Genomic DNA, 20,441 nt, shown 5'->3' on the forward strand with positions numbered 1-20,441 from the left:
CACTCGATCGGCCCAGCCGGGTTACCTGGAGCGGCACGCGGATCTTCCACGTGCGTCGTATCCTGCTCGGACACTCGCTGCCGAGCCCGGCCGACACACGGCACCATCCCCGTCCGTATCCCGGAACACGAGAGCTCGTCAGTTCGTTTCGCAACGACAATCGCACCGACTAATTGACGTTTCGTAACGACACACACAAACCAACGTTGCGACGCACTACCAACGTTCCCTTGACCGCAAGAGCAACCGCCCCTCAGGGGGTGACGTGGCCGTTCGACTGGAGATGCACGTGGCCGGGCGCATCGAGGACTACGCACTCATCGGAGACATGCAGACAGCCGCGCTGGTCTGCCGGGACGGCACAGTCGACTGGCTGTGCCTGCCCCGCTTCGACTCCCACGCCGTCTTCGCAGGACTGCTCGGCACGGAGGAACACGGATTCTGGCGGCTCGGCCCGGCGCACGCGGCCGACGCCAAACCGCCGACAGCGGCGCGCCGTACCTACCGCGGCGACTCGCTGATCCTGGAATCCGAGTGGGACACCCCACGCGGCACGGTCCGCGTGACCGATTTCATGCCCCCGCGTGACGGCGCGCCGCAGCTGATCCGGATCGTGGAGGGCGTCACGGGCCGGGTCCCGATGCGCTCCGCGCTCCGGATGCGTTTCAGCTACGGCCGTGTGGTGCCCTGGGTGCACAAGCACGAGGGCCGGACGGTGGCCGTCGCCGGTCCCGACTCGGTGTGGTTCGACACCGCCTGCGAGACCTACGGCAAGGCGCTGACCACGTACGCCGACTTCACGGTGGCGCCCGGTGACCGGATCGCGTTCACCATCTCGTGGGAGCCCTCGCACAAGGCGCCGCCCGCGCTGCCCGAGCCGGAGGAGTCGCTTGAGGCCACCGAGGAGTTCTGGCGCGACTGGGTCGACCAGTGCACGTACCACGGCCCCTACCGCGAGGCCGTCGTCCGCTCCCTGATCACGCTCAAGGCCCTGACGTACGGGCCCACGGGCGGCATCGTCGCCGCGCCCACGACCTCGCTCCCGGAGGAGATCGGCGGCGTACGCAACTGGGACTACCGCTACACCTGGCTGCGCGACGCGGCCATCACCCTCTCCTCGCTGCTGCGCACCGGCTACCGCGAGGAGGCCCGCGCCTGGCGCGAATGGCTACTGCGCGCGGTCGCCGGCGACCCCGAGAACCTGCAGATCATGTACGGCATCGCGGGCGAACGGGAGTTGGGCGAGGCGGAGCTCCACTGGCTTCCCGGGTACGAGAACTCGGGACCCGTACGGGTCGGCAACGGCGCCGCGGGGCAGCTCCAGCTCGACGTGTACGGCGAGGTCACCGAGGCCCTGCACCTCGCCCACATGACGGGCCTGTCCCGCAACGACTACGCCTCGCTCCTCCAGCTCAAGCTGATCCGCTACCTGGAGGACCACTGGGACCAGCCGGACGAGGGCATCTGGGAAGTCCGCGGCCCGCGCCGCCACTTCGTGCACTCCAAGGTGATGGCCTGGGTCGCCGTCGACCGCACCATCAAGCTGATCGAGTCCGGTGACGCCGACGGTCCGCTGGAGAAGTGGCGCGAGCTGCGCGACGACATCCACCGGGACGTGTGCGAGAAGGGCTACGACAAGGAACGCAACACGTTCACGCAGTCGTACGGCTCCAAGGAGCTGGACGCCTCGCTGCTCCTCATCCCGCAGATGGGCTTCCTACCGCCCGACGACAAGCGCGTGATCGGCACGATCGAGGCAATCCAGCGCGAGCTGTCGACCTCGGACGGATTCATCCTGCGCTACCCGACGAGCGGCGAAGAGGCCGGCGTGGACGGCCTGGCGGGCGACGAAGGTGCCTTCCTCGCCTGCTCGTTCTGGATGGCGGACGACCTCGCGATGATCGGTCGGGTCGACGAGGCCCGCAAGCTCTTCGAGAAGCTGCTCGCGCTCCGCAACGACCTGGGCCTGCTCGCCGAGGAGTGGGACCCCCGGCTCAAGCGCCAGGTCGGCAACTTCCCGCAGGCCTTCAGTCACGTTCCGCTGATCGACACGGCGCTGCGGCTGACGGCCAGCGGGGCGTACGGAGGCTGAACGCGCAGCAATGCGCCTCAATGTGGATGAACGCGTCTGAATCCTTCTGAACGCGCCCAATCCACCGCGCCCGCCTACGCTGAGAGCAGTCCTGTCCCCTGCTGAAAGGGGTCGGCTGCCATGGCTCCCCTCTCCAAGGCGGGCGCGGCCCTCGCCGCGCTCCGTGCGGATCTGTCCGGCGAGGTGTTCGCCCCCGACGACCCGGGCTACGACGAGGCCCGGTCGGTGTACAACGGGATGATCGACCGGCGCCCGGCGGTGATCGCACAGTGCGCGAACGATGCCGATGTCGTCCGTTCCGTGCGTTTCGGGCGGGAGCTGGACCTCCCGATCGCGGTGCGCGGCGGCGGCCACAGCGTGGCCGGCATGGCCCTGAACGACGGCGGTCTGGTGGTCGACCTGCGCCGGATGCACGAGGTGACGGTCCACCCCGGATCCCGGTCTGTACGCATCCAGGGCGGCGCCCTCATGAGCCATCTCGACCACGCCACCCAGCCGTACGGCCTCGCGACCACCGGCGGACGCGTCTCGACCACCGGCGTCGGCGGTTTCGTACTCGGTGGCGGCAGCGGCTGGCTCGACCGGACCATCGGTCTAGCCGTGGACAATCTGCTCGGCGTCGAGCTGGTGACGGCCGACGGCAGGACGGTCCGCGCCACCGAGGCGGAGAACCCGGAACTGTTCTGGGCCCTGCACGGCGGCGGCGGGAACTTCGGTATCGCCACCGCGCTGACCCTGAAGCTGCACGAGCTGCCCGAGTTCTCCATCGCCATGCTGATGTACCCGCCGGAGAGCGGCCCGGAGGTGGTCGGCCTCTATCGCGAGATCATCTCGACGGCACCGCAGGAGGCGAGCGGCGGCGTCATCTACCTGACCGGCCCGCCCGAGGAGTTCATCCCCGAGCACCTGGTCGGCAAGCCGCTGTGCGCCGCCCTCCTGACGTACGCGGGCGGCGAGGAGGACATGCGCAAACTCGCCCAGCCGCTCCTTGCGCTGCCGCACGAGGCCGAGGTCGTCACCGCCCTCCCCTACGTGGACTTCCAGTGCATGCTCGACGACCCGCCCGGCATGCGGAACTACTGGTCCGCCGAGTACCTGACCGGTCTCCCCGACGAACTCGTGGACGTCTTCTGCGCACTCGGCGACACCGTTCCCGTACCCACCACCCAACACGTCCTGTTCCCGCAGGGCGGCGCGATCGCCACGGGCCCCACCGAATTCCCGGTGCCCTACCGGGACGCGCCCTGGGCCGTGCACCCCTTCGGCGTCTGGGAGGACCCGGCGGACGACGAACGCTGCGTCCAGTGGGTCAAGGGCGTCCGCTCCGCCGTCCAGCCGTGGAGCACCGGCGCGGTCTACCTCAACTTCATCGGCGACGAGGGCGCCGACCGGGTGGTGGCCGGCCTCGGCGCCGAGAACACCCGGCGCCTGGCCGCGGTGAAGGCGGAATACGACCCCGACAACGTCTTCCGCTTCAACCACAACATCGCCCCGGTGCCAGGCTGAGCACTCCCCAAGGGCAGCGCACGCCAGGGGCCGGAGATGTTCCGGGCCGCGTCCGCGGGTAGCGTCCGGGAGCATGAACAGCCGTTACGACACCCAGGGCGCCGGAATCACCGTGCAGCGGGCACTGGAGCTGCCCGGGCTGCGCGGTGGGCTCCCGGAGATCCTCGCGGGAGCCGACCGGCTGCAGCGCACCGTGCGCTGGGTGCACGCGGGCGAGGTCCCGAACATCGCCTCGCTCCTCAAGGGCGGCGAACTCCTCCTGACCACGGGGTACGGCCTCGGCACCCGCCCCGCCGAACAGCGCGCGTTCGTCCGCACGCTGGCCGAGCGCGGTATCGCGGCCCTCGTGGTGGAGCTCGGCCCGCGCTTCACCCGGCTGCCCGCCGCCCTCGTGGACACGGCCAGGTCCGCCGGTCTCCCGCTCGTCCAGCTGCACCGCGAGGTGCCCTTCGTGGCCGTCACGGAGGAGATCCACACCGAGATCGTCAACGGCCACTACGCCCTGCTCCAGCAGGCCGAGGAGGTGCACCGGCGATGTACGGAGGCCCTGCTCGGCGGGGGCGGCGTACCTCAGGTCCTCGGCATTCTCGCGGACTTCAGCGGCAACCCGGTGTTCCTGGAGACGGCGGAGGGACAACTCCTGTACGCCGCCGGGTCCGGGGGCGCGGGCGCCGATCCGCTCCAGGTCTGGGAGGGGCTGCGCGGCCAGCACAAGGAGGAACCGCCCGCCGGGACGACACTCGTGGACGTGCCCGGGGGCGGCCCCGGCACCGGCTCGGTCCGCGCCCGGCTGGTCCTGCTGCCCGTCAACGCCCCGGTCGCCCCGGTGCACCGGCTCGCGACGGAGCGGGCCGCCGGCATCCTGGCCGTCGTCCTGATGCAGGCCCGCCAGGAGGAGGAGCTCGCGGCGCGCGGACGCGGCGACTTCCTCACCGACCTCGCCGAGGGCCGTATCGAGGCCGAGGACGCGCCGGCGCAGGCCCGGGTACTGGGCTTCAAGCCCGGCAGCAGCCCGCTCCTGCCGGTGGTGATGCGGCTCGCCGACGGCCTCTCCCCCGGCGGCGGCTGGGCGGTCCTGGCCCGCGCGGTCGCCGAGGAGCTCGCCTCGGTCGGGGTGCCCGTCCTGCTCGGCGTACGCCCCGTAGAGGGCCGTGTCCCGCTCCTGCTGGGCCTGCGCTCGGAGTCCGAACGCTCGGCCGTCGCGGACCGGGTCGCGGCGGCGCTGCGGGCGGGCGTGGAGCGCGCGGGCATGCAGCGGCCCGGCGCGCAGCCGCCCGTGGTGGTCGTCGGCGTCGCGGGCGGCTGGGCGGCGGCCTCCGCGGGCCTGCGGCACGCGGCGGAGACGGCGACGGCCGCGCAGGGCCTGACCGACCGCCCCTGGTACGACGCCCGCCGCCTCGACATCGACCTGCTCCTGTGGCGCCTGCGCGACCACCCGGACCTGGCGGCCTTCGTGGACCGCGCCATCGGCCCCCTGCGAGACCACGACAACCGCTCCAAGCCGCCGCTCCTGCCCACCCTGGAGACGTACCTGGCCCACGCGGGCCGCAAGGCGGAAACAGCCCGGGAGCTGCACCTCAACCGCCAGACGCTCTACAACCGGCTGGCCCGGATCGGGGAGTTGCTGGGCACGGACCTGGACGACCCGCAGACGGTACTGGCGTTGAGCCTGGCGCTGCGCGCGCGCAGGCATGTGTCATAGAGGCATGTGTCGTAGGGGCGCAGGGCCCGCTCAGGGAAGCGGTCGCGCCTGCGTCAACTCGTCGTAGACACTCAGCACTTGGGCCACTGTGTCGTCCTCGGTCGGCCAGGTGGCGGCCTGTCGGACACCCTTCTCCCTGAGGAGTTCCCGGCGCGCGGGATCGTCGAGAAGGCGTACGACAGCTTCGGCGAGCGCCTCCGCGTCTCCGTACGGGACGAGTTCCGCCGCGTCGCCGACCAGTTCGGGGATGCCGCCGACGGCGGTCGCGACGAGCGGCACGCCCACATGGAGGGCCTCCTGCGCGAGAACGGAGCGGGACTCCCAACTGCTGGGCAGCAGCGCGAGATCGGCCGCCGCGAGGAGTTCCGTGATGTCGTCGCGCCGCCCGACCAGCCGGACGGGCAGGCCTTCGTCCTCGATACGGCGCTGCAGCTCCGTCCGGAGCGGCCCCTCCCCCGCGATCACGAGCAGCGGCAGGGGATCGAGGTCCCGCCACGCGCGCGCGGCGTCCAGCAGGGTGTCGTAACCGCGGTGCCGGTCCAGGGAGGCGACGGCCATCAGCAACGGGCGGTCGGTGGCGCCGAGTTCGGCTCGCGACTTGTGCCGCAGCCGGTCGGGGTCCCCGTTCTCGACGGAACCGCGCGGCACCGGGAACGCGACGGCGGCGAGCCGCGCGTCGCGAGCGCCCCTGCTGCGGGCCCGGTCCACCAGGTCGGAGGACGTGCCGAGAACCACGGCGGCGGCCTTGGCGACCCGCCGTTCGAGGAGGCGCAGCAGATGCGCCCGTGCACCCTCGGCGTGCGAGCGCGTGTGCCAGGTGACGACGAGCGGGATACGCCGCCCACTGAGCGCCAACGCGGCCCTCAGCGCCGCATGCAGTCCATGCGCGTGCACCAGGTCGGCGTCCGCGCAGGCCGTCCGCAGCGCCGCCACGGAGGCGGGATCGCTGCTGCGCGGCACCGGAACGTGCCGCGCGCCCACCCCGCTGAACCCGTACACGTGATCGGCGTCGCTGGGGGCGCACACAGTCACCCGCACGCCCCGGGCGACGAGACCCGAGGCCAGCGACCGCACATGCGCGCTGCTGCCCGCGCTCCCGCCACCGAGCACCTGGACGGTGCGCAGCGGCGACTGGCCGTGCGGTGAGTGGCTGCTCACGTGGCTCACGTGGCCGGGGCTCCTGGTTCGGCGTCGGACGGTCACGAAGAAACGTACAGAAGATTCCTGCGGAGAAACGTACAGAGGGGGTGTACCGCACGTCGCGCTCCGCGTACAACGCCAAGGATGCCAGGCCGCACGGGCGTTCCGGCACCGCCGCCCGAACGCGATCGCGACGGCGTGGGCAACTCGGGGGCTTCAGTCACTCACATGAGTGAGAAGTGGCGGGTTTTCGTGCGGGTTTGTCCGGGGGGCCGCTGTACGTGGGACGGCGGGCCGCGGAAGGCACTCCGCGGGCGGCGGGCGGCGGGCGGCGGGCGGCGGGCGGCGGGCGGCGGGCGGCGGGCGGCGGGCGGCGGCGCATCGGACCTCGGTGCCGCGGACCGCAGGTGCAGCGGACCGCGGTGCCGCGGACCGCAGGTGCAGCGGACCGCGGATCAGCGGCACAGGTGACGGGCGAGCCGCACAAGCCCGCGCATCGTCGCTCACCCCAGTGACCGCGCCACCTCGCTGACCTTGTCCCCGTACACCGTCGCCGCCACCAGTGCCGCGGCGTGCGCGACGAGCCCCGCCCGGCCGTTGCCCGCGGCGATGGCGGTGCCCAGGGCCGCGCCGAGCGCGTGGGCGCCGGTGTCGCCGATCATCGCGCGTTCGCCTAGGTCGTCGGGGAGTACGGCCGTGGCGGCGCCCATCGACACGGCGGACAGCTGCCCCGCGGTCCCGCCTCGCAGCAACCCGGGCGCCCCCAGGGCGAGTACGACACCGGCAGCCCTCCCAGGACGCACATCCACGAGGTTGACGAAGTGCGCGGTCCCGGCGATCACCACACCCGCGAGCAGCTTGTCGAGGGCCCGCTCCTTGAGCATCGCCCCCGCCACCAGCCCCGCCGCCGATATCCCGAACAACTTGACCGCCCCGCTGGTCACTTCACCGTCCCGCAGCGCCCCCAAGTGCGCCCGGAACCCGCGCCGGGGATCACCCGCCCCAGCGACATCGTCGTACGCACCACAAGCACCGGCAGCCAGCACGGCGAACCCCGCCGCACGATGGGCCCGCGCCGCCCCGAGCGCCGCCCCCACGGCAGCGGCGGGGCCGGCGTACAGCTCGACGGTCCGCCCGGCGTAGTTCTCACGCTCCCAACGGCTGGGGCCACCCGGCGCCTTGGCGCGCAACGCGGTGATTCCGGCGCGGGTGAGGGCGAGGGCGGTTCCGAATGCGGCGGTCCTGCCATTGCGTGTGATCATGCGCGCAACTTTAGGAGGGTCGCGGAGCGGGCCGGATACGGGGACCGCGGAGCGGGCAAACAAGGGCGGGCGGGCGGGAAAACGCCGCGGAGCGGCGGAGAACGGACCGCGGAGCGGTCAAAGCCACGCCGCGGAGCGGTCAAGGCACCGTCGCGGAGCGGCGGAGATACCCCCCGCCCGCCGACGGCTACCCGTCGGCCCTGGCCGTCGCCAGCAACTCCTCCGCATGTGCCCGAGCCGTCTCCGAGTCCTCCTGCCCGGCCAGCATCCGGGACAGCTCGCGGATCCGGTCCTCACCCTCCAGGACCTTGACCCCGGACCGGGTCACGGACCCGTCGTTGGTCTTCTCGACCAGCAACTGCCGGTCGGCGAACGCGGCGACCTGCGGCAGATGCGTGACGACCACGACCTGCGCGGTCTTCGCGAGCCGGGCGAGCCGCCGCCCGATCTCGACCGCGGCCTTGCCACCGACTCCGGCGTCGACCTCGTCGAACAGATACGTCGGCACGGGATCCGTACCCGCGAAGACGACCTCCACAGCGAGCATCACGCGCGAGAGCTCACCGCCGGAGGCGCCCTTGGCAATGGGCCGGGGCGGCGCGCCGGGGTGCGGGGCGAGCAGCAGCTCGACCTCGTCGACGCCTGCGGGACCGTACGCGACCGTTCGGCCGCCGAGTTCCACGCCCTCCGGGTCGTCGGTCTGCCGGATCTCGAACGACACGCGCGCGTGCGGCATGGCGAGCGAGGCCAGCTCGGCGGTCACCGCGGCGGCGAACCGTTCGGCGGCCTCCGTACGGGCCTCCGTCAACCCCTGGGCGAGTCCGCCCAGTTCGGCACGGAGCGCGTCCCGCTCGGCGGTCAGTTCGTCGATCCGCTCGTCGTCGCCGTCGAGTTCGAGGAGCCGTGCGGCGCCCTGCTCGGCCCAGGAGAGCACGGCGTCGATGTCCTCGCCGTACTTGCGGGTGAGTTGGGTGAGCGCGGCCCGGCGCTCCTCGACCGCCGCGAGCCGCAGCGGGTCGGCGTCGAGGTCGTCGGCGTACCCGGCCAGTTCCCCCGCGACATCGCGCAGCAGGATGTTGACCTCGCCGATCCGCCCGGACAGCGCGCCGAGCGCGGAGTCGTGCGACCGTACGGCCTCGAGCGCCCGATGCGCGCCCGCGACGAGCGTCGCCGCGTCGATGCCTTCAGGGTCCTCGGGATTGCCCGCGAGCGCCGCGTGCGCGACCGTGGCGGCCGACGCCAGCGCCTCCGCGTGGCCGAGCCGCTCGGCCTCGGCGGCCAGCTCCACGTCCTCGCCCGCTCGCGGTTCGACCCCCGCGATCTCGTCGAGCCCGAAGCGCAGCAGGTCGGCTTCCTGAGCCCGTTCACGCGCGCGCGTGGTGATCTCGTCCAGCTCGCCCGAGATCGCGCGCAGCCGGCGGTAGGCGCCCGCGTACTTGGCGAGTGGCACGGCGACCGCGTCCCCCGCGTACCGGTCGAGCGCCTGCCGCTGCCGGGACAGCTTGAGCAGCCCCTGCTGGTCGGTCTGACCGTGCACGGCCACGAGCTCGTCGGCGAGCTCGGCGAGCACCCCCACCGGCACGGAGCGTCCGCCCAGGTGCGCCCGTGAGCGCCCCTCGGCGGAAACGGTACGGCTGATCAGCAGCGCCCCGTCGTCGAGTTCGGCTCCGGCCTCCTCGGCCCGTACGACCGCGGTCCCGCCCGGGGGTACGGTGATCCGTCCCTCCACGACCGCGTTCTTGGCTCCGATCCGCACGAGCGCCGGGTCGGCGCGCCCGCCCAGCAGCAGCCCGAGGCTGGTGACCACCATCGTCTTGCCCGCACCGGTCTCACCGGTCACGGCGGTGAAGCCTGGCGACAGCTCGACCACCGCGTCGTCGATGACTCCGAGCGACCGTATCCGCATCTCCTCCAACACGGACACGACCTTACGAGGTCGGGCCCGGGATGTGCGACGGCCCCCGCCCCGTTACCGCGAAGCCGCAGGTGACAAGGGACCACAAAGGGTGCCTTGTCACCCACGGGAGTGGAACGCGCCCCGCCCGAGGGCGAACCGCTAGTGCGGTGCCCCGCGCCACCCGGAAACCGGCAGAGCGAACTTCGCCACCAGCCGGTCCGTGAACGACGCGTGATGCAGCCGGGCCAGCCGCACCGGCACAGCCCCTCGCCGAACCTCAACGCGCGCCCCCGGCGGCAACTCCACGGTCCGCCGCCCGTCGCACCACAGCACCCCCGGCGGGATGTGCGGCAGCACCTCCACGGCGAGCACCGAATCCGGCGAGGTCACCAGCGGCTTCGCGAACAGCGCGTGGGCGCTGATCGGCACCATCAGCAGCGCCTCGACCTCCGGCCACACCACGGGTCCGCCCGCGGAAAAGGCGTACGCGGTCGAGCCGGTCGGCGTCGCGCAGACGATCCCGTCGCAGCCGAAGCCGGTCACGGGCCGCCCGTCGATCTCCAGCACCACTTCGAGGAGCTTCTCGGCGGACACCTTCTGCACGGCGGCCTCGTTCAGCGCCCAGTCGGTGTGCACGATGTCGCCGTTCTGGTGCACGACGACATCGACGGTCATCCGCTCCTCGACCTCGTACGCCTTGGTCACCACCCGGTCGACGACCTTGTCGAGGTCATCCCGCTCGGCCTCCGCGAGGAAGCCGACGCGCCCGAGGTTGACGCCGAGCATCGGCACCCCGGAAGCCCGGGCGAACTCGGCGCCGCGCAGCAGCGTCCCGTCACCGCCGAGGACGATCAGCAGCTCGCACCCGTCGAGGCACTGCGGAGTGGCCTCCTTGACCAGCTCCACCTCCGGTGGCAGCGGCAGGTCGGCGGCCTCCGCCTCCAGCACCCGTACGCCGATCCCGGAGCGCAACAGCCCCTGGACGACGAGTTCGGCGCTGCGGATCGCAGCGGGCCGCCCGGTGTGGGCGAGCAGGAAAACAGTACGAGCTCGGGTCTGTGTCAACGCGGCCCCTCCGCCACTGCACGGTCAACGTCTGCCGGATCGAGTTCGGGTGCCCCGGCACGCAGCCACAGAAAGTACTCGACATTGCCCGACGGGCCGGGCAACGGGCTGGCCGTGACCCCCCGCACACCGAGCCCGAGCCCCCAGGCACGCGCGGCCACACCGCGTACGGCCTCGGCCCTCAGCTCCGGGCTGCGCACGACACCGCCGCTCCCGAGCCGTTCCTTCCCCACTTCGAACTGTGGCTTGACCATCATCACCAGATCGGCGTCGGGCGCCGCGCACCGCGCGAGGGCGGGCAGCACCAGGCCGAGCGGGATGAAGGACAGATCCCCGACAACAAGATCCACGGGCTCCCCATCGATCGCCTCCAACGTCAACTCGCGTACGTTCGTACGGTCCTTGACGGTGACGCGTTCATCGCTCTGCAGAGACCAAGCAAGTTGACCGTAGCCGACGTCGACGGCGAGCACATGGGCGGCGCCCGCGCGCAGCAGTACGTCGGTGAAGCCGCCGGTGGACGCTCCGGCGTCCAGCGCCCGCCGTCCCTCGACCTTCAGCCCCTGCGGAACGAAGACCTCCAGCGCACCGGCGAGCTTGTGTCCGCCGCGCGAGACGTAGTCCGGGTCGCTGTCGTCCTGGGTGACCACGATCGCGGCCGCGGTCTCCACCTGCGTGGCGGGCTTGACCGCGAGGGTCTTGCCCACGGTGACCCTCCCCGCGGCGATCAGCTGTCCGGCGTGCTCACGCGAGCGGGCGAGCTTGCGGCGGACCAGCTCGGCATCCAGGCGGCGGCGTGCCACTCCTGCCACGTTCGGTTCAGCTCCTGCGGTCGTACGTCGTCGGGGGCGCCGGAGGTCCCGGGCGGGCGTCGAGCGCGGTGAGCGCGTCACGCAGCCCCCGGTGTACATCCTCGTACACCTCGATGTGTCCGTCCGTGGCGAGGTGGTCGGCGTCGGCCAGCCGGTCGAGCTGGGCGTCGATCTCCGCATTGCCCGTGGGTGTGCGGGGCACGTTCAGCGGGGCGGGGGTGGCAAGGTCGTACGCGGGGCCGGCATCGACCGGAACCTCCGGCTCCGGGACCTCGTCCTGCGGAGACGGGATCTCCGGCACTGAGTCGCTCATGCCCCGACGCTACCGCGAAGCCCTGCGGTACCGTCGATCACGATGGCGACGATTGAGGAGTGCCGCACGGCGCTCGAGAAGCTCTCGGACAACATGGCGAGCGCCGAAGGGGACGTACGCACCGCTGCGGCCCTGGACCGCTCGCTGAGCTGCCGTATCACCGACCTGGACATCACCTTCGTAGGACGTCTCCGGGACGGCCGGATCGAGGTGCTCGACACACTCCAGGGCCCGCCGGCCGAGAAGGCCCAGATCCGGCTCACGATGAGCGGTGACGACCTGGTCGCGATGGTGAACGGCGAGCTGAACTTCGCGAAGGCCTGGGGCTCGGGCCGGGTGAAGCTGGAGGCGGGCCTGCGCGACCTGTTCCGGCTCAGGACCCTTCTGTAGCCGACTTCCGCCTCAGGACCCTTCTGTAACCGACACCGACGCCTTGGCCGAGTCCGACGCGACCGTACGGGCCTTGCGCGCGGCCGGCACCACCAGCGGCGTCCCCGTCTCCGGGTCGTCGATGACCTGGCAGCGCAGCCCGAAGACCTCCTCGACCAGGCCGGCCGTGACGATCTCGCCCGGCGCGCCCTCGGCGATGACCTCGCCCTCGCGCAGGGCGATGAGGTGGGTGGCGTACCGGGCGGCGTGGTTGAGGTCGTGCAGCACGGCGACCAGGGTGCGGCCCTGTTCCTCGTGGAGTTCGGCGCAGAGGTCGAGGACGTCGATCTGGTGCTGGATGTCGAGGTAGGTCGTGGGCTCGTCGAGGAGCAGCAGCGGTGTCTGCTGAGCGAGGGCCATGGCGATCCACACGCGCTGCCGCTGTCCGCCCGACAGTTCGTCGACATAGCGATCGGCGAGCTCGGCGACTCCGGTCGAGGTCATCGACTCCTGGACGACCCTCTCGTCCTCCGTGGACCACTGGCGCAGCAGCCCCTGGTGCGGATAGCGGCCCCGGCCGACCAGGTCGCCGACCGTGATCCCGTCGGGCGCGATCGACGACTGCGGCAGCAGCCCGAGCGTCCTGGCCACCTTCTTCGCGGGCATCGACTGGATGACCTGTCCGTCGAGCAGTACCCGCCCCTGGGAGGGCTTGAGCATCCGTGAAAGGGCGCGCAGCAGCGTCGACTTGCCGCAGGCGTTCGGGCCGACGATCACGGTGAATGAGTTGTCGGGGATCTCCACCGACAGCTTCTCCGCGATGACGCGCTGGTCGTAGGCGAGGGTGACGTTCTCGGCGGACAGGCGGTTCACGGTGCTGGTGCTCCTCTTGGTGTTCTCGTTCGCTGCGGCGCTCATATCCGGCCCGCCTTCCGCTCCGTGACAAGAAGCCACAGCAGATAAACCCCGCCCAGGACCCCGGTCACGACACCGACGGGCAGTTGGTCGGCGCCGAAGGCCCGCTGCGAGGCCCAGTCCGCGACGATCAGCAGGGTTGCGCCCATGCACATGGAGGGCACGATGTTCGGCCCCGGCGAGCGGGTCAGCCGCCGGGCGAGCTGCGGCGAGGTGAGCGCCACGAAGCCGACCGGCCCCGCGGCCGCGGTGGCGCCCGCGGTGAGCAGTACGGCGGCCACCATCAGCAGCAGCCGCGTCCGCTCGACCCGCACTCCGAGCGCGTACGACACGTCGTCGCCCATCTCGATCATGCGCAGCCCTCGCGCGTTGCCGAGGACAAGGGGTACGAGGACGGCGCACATGATGAGCAGCGGCCATACCTGGGTCCAGTCACGGCCGTTGAGCGAGCCGGTCATCCAGACGATCGCGCGGGCCGCGTCGACGATGTCGGCCTTGGTGATCAGATAGCCGTTGACCGCCGTGACGATCGCGGCGACACCGATACCGACCAGAACCAGTCGATAACCGTGCACTCCTCGTTTCCAGGCGAGCAGATAGATGGCGGCACCGGTCACAAGTCCGCCGACGAGCGCCCCGAGAGCGACCTGGTTCGCGCTCCCCGAGAACAGCACGATCATGATGAGCGCGCCGGCCGTCGAGCCCTGGCTGAGGCCGAGCACGTCCGGACTGCCCAGCGGATTGCGGGAGATGGACTGGAAGACCGCCCCGCCGAGCCCGAGCGAGGCCCCCACCAGCAGACCGACGAGGACCCGCGGCAGCCGCAGGTCGCCGACGATGTACTCCTGGATCGCGGTCCCCTCGCCGAACAGCGTCTTGAGGACGTCCGCGAACGAGATCGGGAAGTCGCCGGTGCCGATCAGCACGACGCTCGCGGCGAGCGCGGCCGCGATCAGCAGGACGACGACGGTGAACGCCCGGACGTCGAACCGGACCGACAGCCCGCCGCGCGTCCGAACGGCTCGGGTACCCCGGACACGGAGGGCCGGGGGGCGGGTGGCCGGATCATGTGTGGTGGTCACAGCTGCGCCGTCCTCCGCCGTCGTACGAGATAGATGAAGACAGGGCCGCCGAGGACCGCGGTGACGATGCCGACCTGCAACTCCGCGGGCCGTACCACCATCCGTCCGACGACATCGGCGCCGAGGAGCAGCACGGGCGACAGCACGGTCGCGTACGGCAGGATCCAGCGCAGGTCGGGCCCGGTGAAGGACCGGACGACGTGCGGGACCATCAGACCGACGAACACGATCGGCCCGCAGGCGGCGGTCGCGGCTCCGCAGAGTACGGTCGCGGCGGCCATGGAGAGCGCGCGGGTGCGGTTGAGGTTGGCGCCGAGCGCGCGGGCGGTGTCGTCGCCCATGGTCACGGCGTTCAGCGGCCTGGCGAGGGCCAGCGCGAGGACCGTGCCGACCGCCAGGAACGGCAGCACCTGCCTGATGGTGGTGTCGGTGGCCGAGGCCAGTGAACCGACCGTCCAGAAGCGCATTTTGCCGAGCGCGGCGTCATCCATGATCATCACGGCTTGCAGATAGCCGTAGAGCGCGGCGCTGATCGCCGTACCCGCGAGCGCGAGCCGCACCGGGGTCGCCCCCCGGCTGCCGCCGAGGAACCAGACCAGCGCGCCGACCGCGGCCGCCCCGAAGAAGGCGAACCAGACGTAGCCGCTCAGGCTCGTGACGCCGAAGAACGTGATGGCGGTGACGACCGCGGCGGACGCGCCCGCGTTGATCCCGAGCAGTCCGGGGTCGGCCAGCGGGTTACGGGTGAGCGCCTGGAGAACGGCTCCCGCAAGCCCCAGCGCGGCGCCGACCAGCAGGCCGAGCACGGTACGGGAGAGCCGGTCGCCGACCACGACATCGGCGTACGTCCCCGAGTCGTGGAACAGGCCGTGCCAGACCTCGTCCAGCGGCAGCGCCTTCGCGCCGATCGCGATGCTCGCCAACGCGACGAGCACCAGGAGTCCGACGGACGCGAGGAGCCCAAAAGCACGTATCGCCCGGCGGGTTGGGGGCGCGGGGGCGGTCTCCGCGCGCTCTTCAGGGGGACTGTCAACCAACACGCAGTTAGGTTAGCCTACCCTCCCATTGCGCCTCGATCCCGAGTCGCCCCTGATGAGCCGCTTGCTGCTCCCGCTGTTGCTCCTCTTGGCGCTCCCCTTGCCGCCGCCCTGTCGCTCCCCTGCCGTTCCCTGGTCGCGCCCGATGAGCCCTCCGCGCGCTCAGAGCCCCAGCCGCGCCAGCGCCTTCCCCCCGTCCAGCTCGCACGTCCCGTCCCCGGCCGCCGACCACGCCGCCGCGCACAGCGCCCGCAACCCGTCGAGAGCCTCGCCATCCCCCTCCAGATCCAGCCGCTCGCTCCCGGCCGTCGCCGTCCAGCCGCCACAGCGGAAGCCCCCGGTCACCTCGACGACCTCCTGCTGCCCCGTGAGCAGACCGCGCAGATCGGCGTCGACGTACGTCGGCCGGTGCTGCGGCGGGGCGGCGAGCAGCTGGGCGCCGTCCGTGACGCCGGTCAGCACGAGCAGCGAGTCCACCTCACCGTTGAACGCTCCCTCGATGTCCGTGTCCAGCCGGTCACCGACCACCAGCGGCCGCTCGGCACCGGTCCGCAGAATCGTCTCCCGGTGCATCGGGGGCAGCGGCTTCCCCGCCACCTGCGGCTCGGCGCCCGTGGCGATGCGTACGACCTCCACCGCCGCGCCGTTCCCCGGGGCGATCCCGCGCGCGCTCGGGATCGTCAGATCGGTGTTGGACGCGAACCACGGAACCCCGCGCGCGATGGCGTAGCACGCCTCCGCGAAGCGCCCCCAGGGCAGATCCGGGCCACCGAACCCCTGGACGACAGCGGCCGGATCGTCATCGGCCGACTCGACCGGTTCGAGCCCGCGCTCACGCAGCGCGACCCGCAGCCCCTCACCTCCGATGACCAGCACACGCGCGCCGGCGGGCACTTGCTCGCTGATGAGCCGCGCCGCGGCCTGCGCCGAGGTGATGACGTCGGATTCCTCTGTCGGTATCCCCAGCTCCGTGAGGTGCCCGGCCACTACATCAGGCGTCCGCAGCGCGTTGTTCGTGACGTAGGCGAGACGCATCCCGCCCGAACGGGCCGTGCCGAGCGACTCAACCGCGTACGCGATCGCGTTCCCGCCCGCGTACACCACCCCGTCCAGATCGAGCAGAGCCGTGTCGTACGCCTCACTCAGGGCCTGCGCACTGCCCTCGGGCCGCGTCCTTACGGTCTGACTCATTCCGCATCGCTCCTCGTTCGATCCCTTTGCCCCGATCATCGCGCATGCCACTGACACACTTACGATGCCTGAATGAACTATGCAGGTCCCGCGCACGTACCCGCACGCATGGGCCTTGATCTGAACCCCTTCCGGGGCCTGCGCTACGACCCCGACCGGGTCGGCAGCCTGGCCGCCGTGACCTCACCGCCGTACGACGTCGTCGTACGGCCGGACGGTCTGCTGCACCTCGAATCCGCGGACCCGCACAACATCGTCCGGCTGATCCTCCCGCAGGACTCCACCCCCACCGCGCGCAACCAGCAGGCGGCCGAAACCCTGCACCGCTGGCTGTCCGAGGGCGTCCTCACCACCGACACCGAGCCGGGTCTGTACGTCTACGAACAGCGCGACGGCGGCATGCTGCAACGCGGCATCATCGGCGCCCTGCGCCTGTCGGAGCCGTCGGACGGCGTCGTCCTCCCCCACGAGGACGTGATGCCGCACGTCATCGCGGACCGCGCGGCCCTGATGCGCGCCACCTCCGCCAACCTCGAACCCCTGCTGCTGACCTACCGCGGCAACGGTTCCCAGGTCGGCACCGCAGCCGTCATCGAGCGCACCGCCCAGCACCCGCCGCTCCTCTCGACCACCACGGAGGACGGTTTCAGCCACCGCCTGTGGGCGGTCACCGACCCCGCGGACCTGGCCGAGATCCAGACAGATCTCGGTCACCACCAGGCCCTCATCGCCGACGGCCACCACCGCTGGGCGACGTATCTGCGTCTACGCGCGGAGCACCCCTCCCCCAGCCCCTGGGACTACGGCCTGGTCCTCCTGGTCGACACCACGCGCTACCCGCTCCGCGTCCGCGCGATCCACCGCCTCCTGCACCGCCTGCCGGTCGCCGAAGCACTGGCCGCCCTCACCGGCTCCTTCCGCATACGCCACCTCGACGTCCCCCTCTCCGAGGCCCTGGACGCCCTGGCCGCGGCAGCCGCGGACGGAAACGCCTTCCTCCTTGCCGGCGACGGCGCCTTCCACCTGGTCGACCGCCCGTCCCCCGACCTCCTCGCCCGTACGATCCCGGGTGACCACCCCGAGGCCTGGCGCACCCTCGACGCGACCGTCCTGCACGCCACGCTCCTCGAACACGTCTGGGGCATCCCGGAGGACTCGCCCGAGCACATCGCGTACATCCACGACACGGCGGCCACGGTCGACAAGGCGGAGCGCGACGGCGGCACCGCGGTCCTGATGCATCCGGTCCGCGAGGACGTCGTACGCGACCTCGCCCGCCAGGGCGTCACCATGCCCCGCAAGTCGACGTCGTTCGGCCCGAAACCGGCCTCGGGCCTGGTACTGCGGGCACTCGCACGCTGAAACACGGACGGGCGGAACCCCTTCCGGAGTCCCGCCCGTCCGCGTCTACGTCTCTTGCGTGGCGTCAGTCCTGGGGCGCGGCCTTGGAACCGTCCTCGTCGCCGTCCTGTTCGCCGTCACCGTCGTCCGTCGTCCGCTCGTCCTCAGTGTCCTCGTCCTCGTCCTCGAACTCGGTCACTGTTTCGATCTTGGACTCGATCGGAGCCGGCACGTCCGTCGCCGCCGTCTCGTCCTCAACCTCGTCTTCGTCCTCGTCCTCGTCCTCGACGAACGCGTCGACGAACTCGACGCCGTCCAGCTCGGCAAGCCGGTCGGAAGCGTCCGTGCTGCCGTCCTTGTCGGACTCGATGGCCTTCGCGAACCACTCGCGCGCCTCGCCCTCGCGACCGGCGGCGAGCAGCGCGTCGGCGTAGGCGTAACGCAGCCGCGCGGTCCAGGGCTGCACGGAGTTCGAGGCGAGCTCCGGGCTCTGGAGAGTCACGATGGAGGCCTCGATCTGGCCCATGTCCCGTCGCGCACCGGCGGCCACGAGACGCATCTCGACCTGCCCGGCCTTGTCCAGCTTCTGAACCTCAGGCGCACCGGCCATCTCCAGCGCCTTCTCGGGCCGGCCAAGACCACGCTCGCAGTCCGCCATGACCGGCCAGAGGTCCACGCCACCCGTCATACGGCGCGCTGCCCGAAACTCGGCAAGCGCCTCGCTGTACTTCTGGCTCGCGTACGCGGCGAAACCGGCCGCCTCCCGTACGGCGGCGACACGCGACGCCAGACGCAGAGCAACCTTCGAGTAGCCGTACGCGCCCTCGGGGTCCTCGTCGATGAGCCGGGCGACCATCACCAGGTTCTTGGCGACATCCTCGGCAAGCCCCTTCGGGAGGCTCATCAGCTCCTGACGTACGTCCTTGTCGATCTCGTCGCCGGTGACGTCCTCGGGGATCGGCAGCCGCTTGATCGGCTCACGGTCCCGGTCACGGTCGTCACGGAAGCCGCCGCCACCGCGCCGGTCGTCACCACGCCGGTCGTCCCGGCCTCGGAAGCCACCGGGGCGCTCGCCCCTGTCATCACGACGCGGGCCGGCACCGCGGTCGTCACGACCACGGAAACCGCCGCCACCGCTGCCTCGGCTGTCGTCACGCCTGTCGTCGCGGCGGAAGGCCGGACGGTCGTCCCTGCGGTCGTCACGACGGGCATCGCCACGGTTGTCGTCCCGACGGAAACCACCACGGTCCCCGCTGTCACGCCGATCATCACCACGGAACCCACTGCCGCCACGGTCATCATCACGACGCGGACCACTACTCGGACGCTCATCACGACGGAAGCCACTACCGCGGTCGTCATCACGACGGGGACCACTGCTGGGCCGGTCGTCACGACGGAACCCACCACCACGGTTGTCATCACGGCGGTTGTCATCGCGACGGAAGCCACCACGGTCCCCGCTGTCACGCCGGTCGTCACGACGGAAGCCGCTACCACCGCGGTCGTCATCACGACGGGGACCACTGCTGGGACGGTCGTCACGCCGGAACCCGCCACCACGGTTGTCATCACGGCGAGGGGCGCTGGGACGGTCATCCCTGCGCGGGCCACTCGGGCGATCGCCGCCCCGGAACGGCGGACGATCCCCGTCGCGACGGAATCCGCCGCCTCCGCTGCCTCGGTTGTCGTCACGCCTGTCGTCGCGGCGGAAGGCCGGACGGTCGTCCCGGCGGTCGTCACGACGGGCATCGCCACGGTTGTCGTCCCGACGGAAACCACCACGGTCCCCGCTGTCACGCCGATCATCACGACGGAAGCTGCTACCGCCACGGTCATCATCACGACGCGGACCACTACTGGGACGGTCGTCACGACGGAACCCGCCACCACGGTTGTCATCACGGCGAGGGGCGCTGGGACGGTCATCCCTCCGCGGGCCACCACTGGGACGGTCGTCACGACGGAACGCCGGACGATCCCCCTCGCGACCGCTTCCACGGTCATCACGACGCGGGGCGCTGGGACGATCGTCACGCCGGAACGGCGGACGCCCACCGCGGTCGCCCTCCCGCCGGTCGTCGCGGCCGCGGAATCCGCCGCCACCACGGTTGTCATCGCGGCGGTTGTCATCACGCCGGTTGTCTTCACGGCGAGGGGCGGCGGCGGGACGGTCGTCCCGACGGAAACCACCACGGTCGCCGGCGCTCCTGTCGTCGCGCCGGCCCTGACCGCCGCGGTCGCCTTCACGGCGATCGCTGTCGCGGCGCGGGCCCGCGCGGTAGCCACCGCGGTCACCACTGTCCCGGCGTCGCTGGTCGCGCTCCGGTCGCTCATCGGGAGAGTTGGTGGACATGGTGACTCCTGTCTTCGGTACCGCAAGTCATTCTCGCGCAGCCGGGTACCCGGCGCGCTTCGGGCTGTGTTTGTTTCAAAACACAAAAAAGGACCTCTGGTCCCAGCGAGTCGCTGGGACCAGAGGTCCTCAAGATTTGTTCGGCGGCGTCCTACTCTCCCACAGGGTCCCCCCTGCAGTACCATCGGCGCTGTGAGGCTTAGCTTCCGGGTTCGGAATGTAACCGGGCGTTTCCCTCACGCTATGACCACCGAAACCCTGTCAGACACCCCGCCGCAAAAGCGAGGCCTCGAACGGGCAGCGAACAAGCACACTTTTCAATTGAATTAGTGAAACTGTTCAGCCAGCACAACCGTTCGTT

16 protein-coding genes, 1 rRNA gene and 1 pseudogene are annotated in these 20,441 nt (G+C 71.4%); 5 read left to right on the top strand and 13 right to left on the bottom strand.

The window, feature by feature from the left end; genetic code table 11:
• The first annotated feature begins 289 nt into the window (after positions 1 to 289).
• From OG219_RS11185 to OG219_RS11195, 3 genes are all read left to right on the top strand, one after another.
• Positions 290 to 2,092 carry a glycoside hydrolase family 15 protein gene (locus tag OG219_RS11185; RefSeq protein WP_266836061.1) on the top strand — a complete coding sequence of 601 codons (1,803 nt, stop codon included), beginning with the start codon at positions 290 to 292 and terminating at the stop codon, positions 2,090 to 2,092.
• 120 nt (positions 2,093 to 2,212) lie between these two features.
• Positions 2,213 to 3,598 carry an FAD-binding oxidoreductase gene (locus OG219_RS11190; protein WP_266825430.1) on the top strand — a complete coding sequence of 462 codons (1,386 nt, stop codon included), beginning with the start codon at positions 2,213 to 2,215 and terminating at the stop codon, positions 3,596 to 3,598.
• Positions 3,599 to 3,671: 73 nt separating this feature from the next.
• Complete coding sequence (locus tag OG219_RS11195) at positions 3,672 to 5,300, top strand: PucR family transcriptional regulator (protein WP_266825432.1); 1,629 nt, start codon at positions 3,672 to 3,674, stop codon at positions 5,298 to 5,300.
• 30 nt (positions 5,301 to 5,330) lie between these two features.
• On the opposite strand, the gene OG219_RS11200 is transcribed toward OG219_RS11195, so the two are convergent.
• The 6 genes from OG219_RS11200 to OG219_RS11225 form a co-directional block, all read right to left on the bottom strand.
• Positions 5,331 to 6,467, bottom strand: a complete 1,137-nt coding sequence (locus tag OG219_RS11200) for a glycosyltransferase family 4 protein (RefSeq protein ID WP_266825434.1) — start codon at positions 6,465 to 6,467, stop codon at positions 5,331 to 5,333.
• A gap of 476 nt (positions 6,468 to 6,943) precedes the next feature.
• Positions 6,944 to 7,702 carry a hypothetical protein gene (locus OG219_RS11205; RefSeq protein ID WP_266825436.1) on the bottom strand — a complete coding sequence of 253 codons (759 nt, stop codon included), beginning with the start codon at positions 7,700 to 7,702 and terminating at the stop codon, positions 6,944 to 6,946.
• A gap of 187 nt (positions 7,703 to 7,889) precedes the next feature.
• The gene (gene recN, locus OG219_RS11210; RefSeq protein ID WP_266825438.1) at positions 7,890 to 9,620 is read right to left on the bottom strand and encodes a DNA repair protein RecN; all 1,731 of its coding nucleotides are present in this window, start codon (positions 9,618 to 9,620) and stop codon (positions 7,890 to 7,892) included.
• A gap of 138 nt (positions 9,621 to 9,758) precedes the next feature.
• Positions 9,759 to 10,664 (bottom strand): NAD kinase, encoded by a 906-nt coding sequence (locus OG219_RS11215; protein ID WP_266825440.1) that lies wholly within the window; start codon positions 10,662 to 10,664, stop codon positions 9,759 to 9,761.
• Entirely contained in the window at positions 10,661 to 11,476 is an 816-nt protein-coding gene (locus OG219_RS11220; RefSeq protein WP_266466428.1) for a TlyA family RNA methyltransferase, read from the bottom strand. Before OG219_RS11220 ends, OG219_RS11215 begins: the two co-directional genes overlap by 4 nt.
• A gap of 7 nt (positions 11,477 to 11,483) precedes the next feature.
• Positions 11,484 to 11,789 carry a hypothetical protein gene (locus tag OG219_RS11225; RefSeq protein WP_266825442.1) on the bottom strand — a complete coding sequence of 102 codons (306 nt, stop codon included), beginning with the start codon at positions 11,787 to 11,789 and terminating at the stop codon, positions 11,484 to 11,486.
• A gap of 42 nt (positions 11,790 to 11,831) precedes the next feature.
• Between OG219_RS11225 and OG219_RS11230 the strand changes: the two genes are divergently transcribed.
• Positions 11,832 to 12,179, top strand: coding sequence for an SCP2 sterol-binding domain-containing protein (locus OG219_RS11230; protein ID WP_266825444.1), 348 nt, complete (start codon positions 11,832 to 11,834; stop codon positions 12,177 to 12,179).
• 12 nt (positions 12,180 to 12,191) lie between these two features.
• On the opposite strand, the gene OG219_RS11235 is transcribed toward OG219_RS11230, so the two are convergent.
• The 4 genes from OG219_RS11235 to OG219_RS11250 all read right to left on the bottom strand — a co-directional run bounded on the left by OG219_RS11235 (position 12,192) and on the right by OG219_RS11250 (position 16,383).
• Positions 12,192 to 13,076, bottom strand: a complete 885-nt coding sequence (locus tag OG219_RS11235; RefSeq protein WP_266825446.1) for an ABC transporter ATP-binding protein — start codon at positions 13,074 to 13,076, stop codon at positions 12,192 to 12,194.
• Positions 13,073 to 14,155 (bottom strand): iron chelate uptake ABC transporter family permease subunit, encoded by a 1,083-nt coding sequence (locus tag OG219_RS11240; RefSeq protein ID WP_266825448.1) that lies wholly within the window; start codon positions 14,153 to 14,155, stop codon positions 13,073 to 13,075. Before OG219_RS11240 ends, OG219_RS11235 begins: the two co-directional genes overlap by 4 nt.
• Positions 14,152 to 15,195 (bottom strand): iron ABC transporter permease, encoded by a 1,044-nt coding sequence (locus tag OG219_RS11245; protein ID WP_266825450.1) that lies wholly within the window; start codon positions 15,193 to 15,195, stop codon positions 14,152 to 14,154. The genes OG219_RS11240 and OG219_RS11245 overlap by 4 nt, the downstream gene beginning before the upstream one ends.
• A 159-nt stretch (positions 15,196 to 15,354) precedes the next feature.
• Positions 15,355 to 16,383, bottom strand: a complete 1,029-nt coding sequence (locus tag OG219_RS11250; RefSeq protein ID WP_266825452.1) for an HAD hydrolase-like protein — start codon at positions 16,381 to 16,383, stop codon at positions 15,355 to 15,357.
• Positions 16,384 to 16,455: 72 nt separating this feature from the next.
• Between OG219_RS11250 and OG219_RS11255 the strand changes: the two genes are divergently transcribed.
• Positions 16,456 to 17,745: a DUF1015 domain-containing protein gene (locus OG219_RS11255; RefSeq protein ID WP_266825454.1), complete on the top strand. Its 1,290-nt coding sequence runs from the start codon at positions 16,456 to 16,458 to the stop codon at positions 17,743 to 17,745.
• 64 nt (positions 17,746 to 17,809) lie between these two features.
• On the opposite strand, the gene OG219_RS11260 is transcribed toward OG219_RS11255, so the two are convergent.
• The 3 genes and pseudogenes from OG219_RS11260 to rrf all read right to left on the bottom strand — a co-directional run bounded on the left by OG219_RS11260 (position 17,810) and on the right by rrf (position 20,335).
• Complete coding sequence (locus OG219_RS11260; RefSeq protein WP_266836062.1) at positions 17,810 to 18,628, bottom strand: hypothetical protein; 819 nt, start codon at positions 18,626 to 18,628, stop codon at positions 17,810 to 17,812.
• Positions 18,629 to 19,045: 417 nt separating this feature from the next.
• A pseudogene (locus OG219_RS11265) lies at positions 19,046 to 20,044 on the bottom strand (hypothetical protein); the annotation flags it as partial.
• A gap of 174 nt (positions 20,045 to 20,218) precedes the next feature.
• Positions 20,219 to 20,335 (bottom strand): 5S ribosomal RNA (gene rrf / locus OG219_RS11270).
• Between the last annotated feature and the right edge of the window lie 106 nt (positions 20,336 to 20,441).

This window comes from Streptomyces sp. NBC_00038 (assembly GCF_026343635.1).
GTDB lineage: Bacteria > Actinomycetota > Actinomycetes > Streptomycetales > Streptomycetaceae > Streptomyces.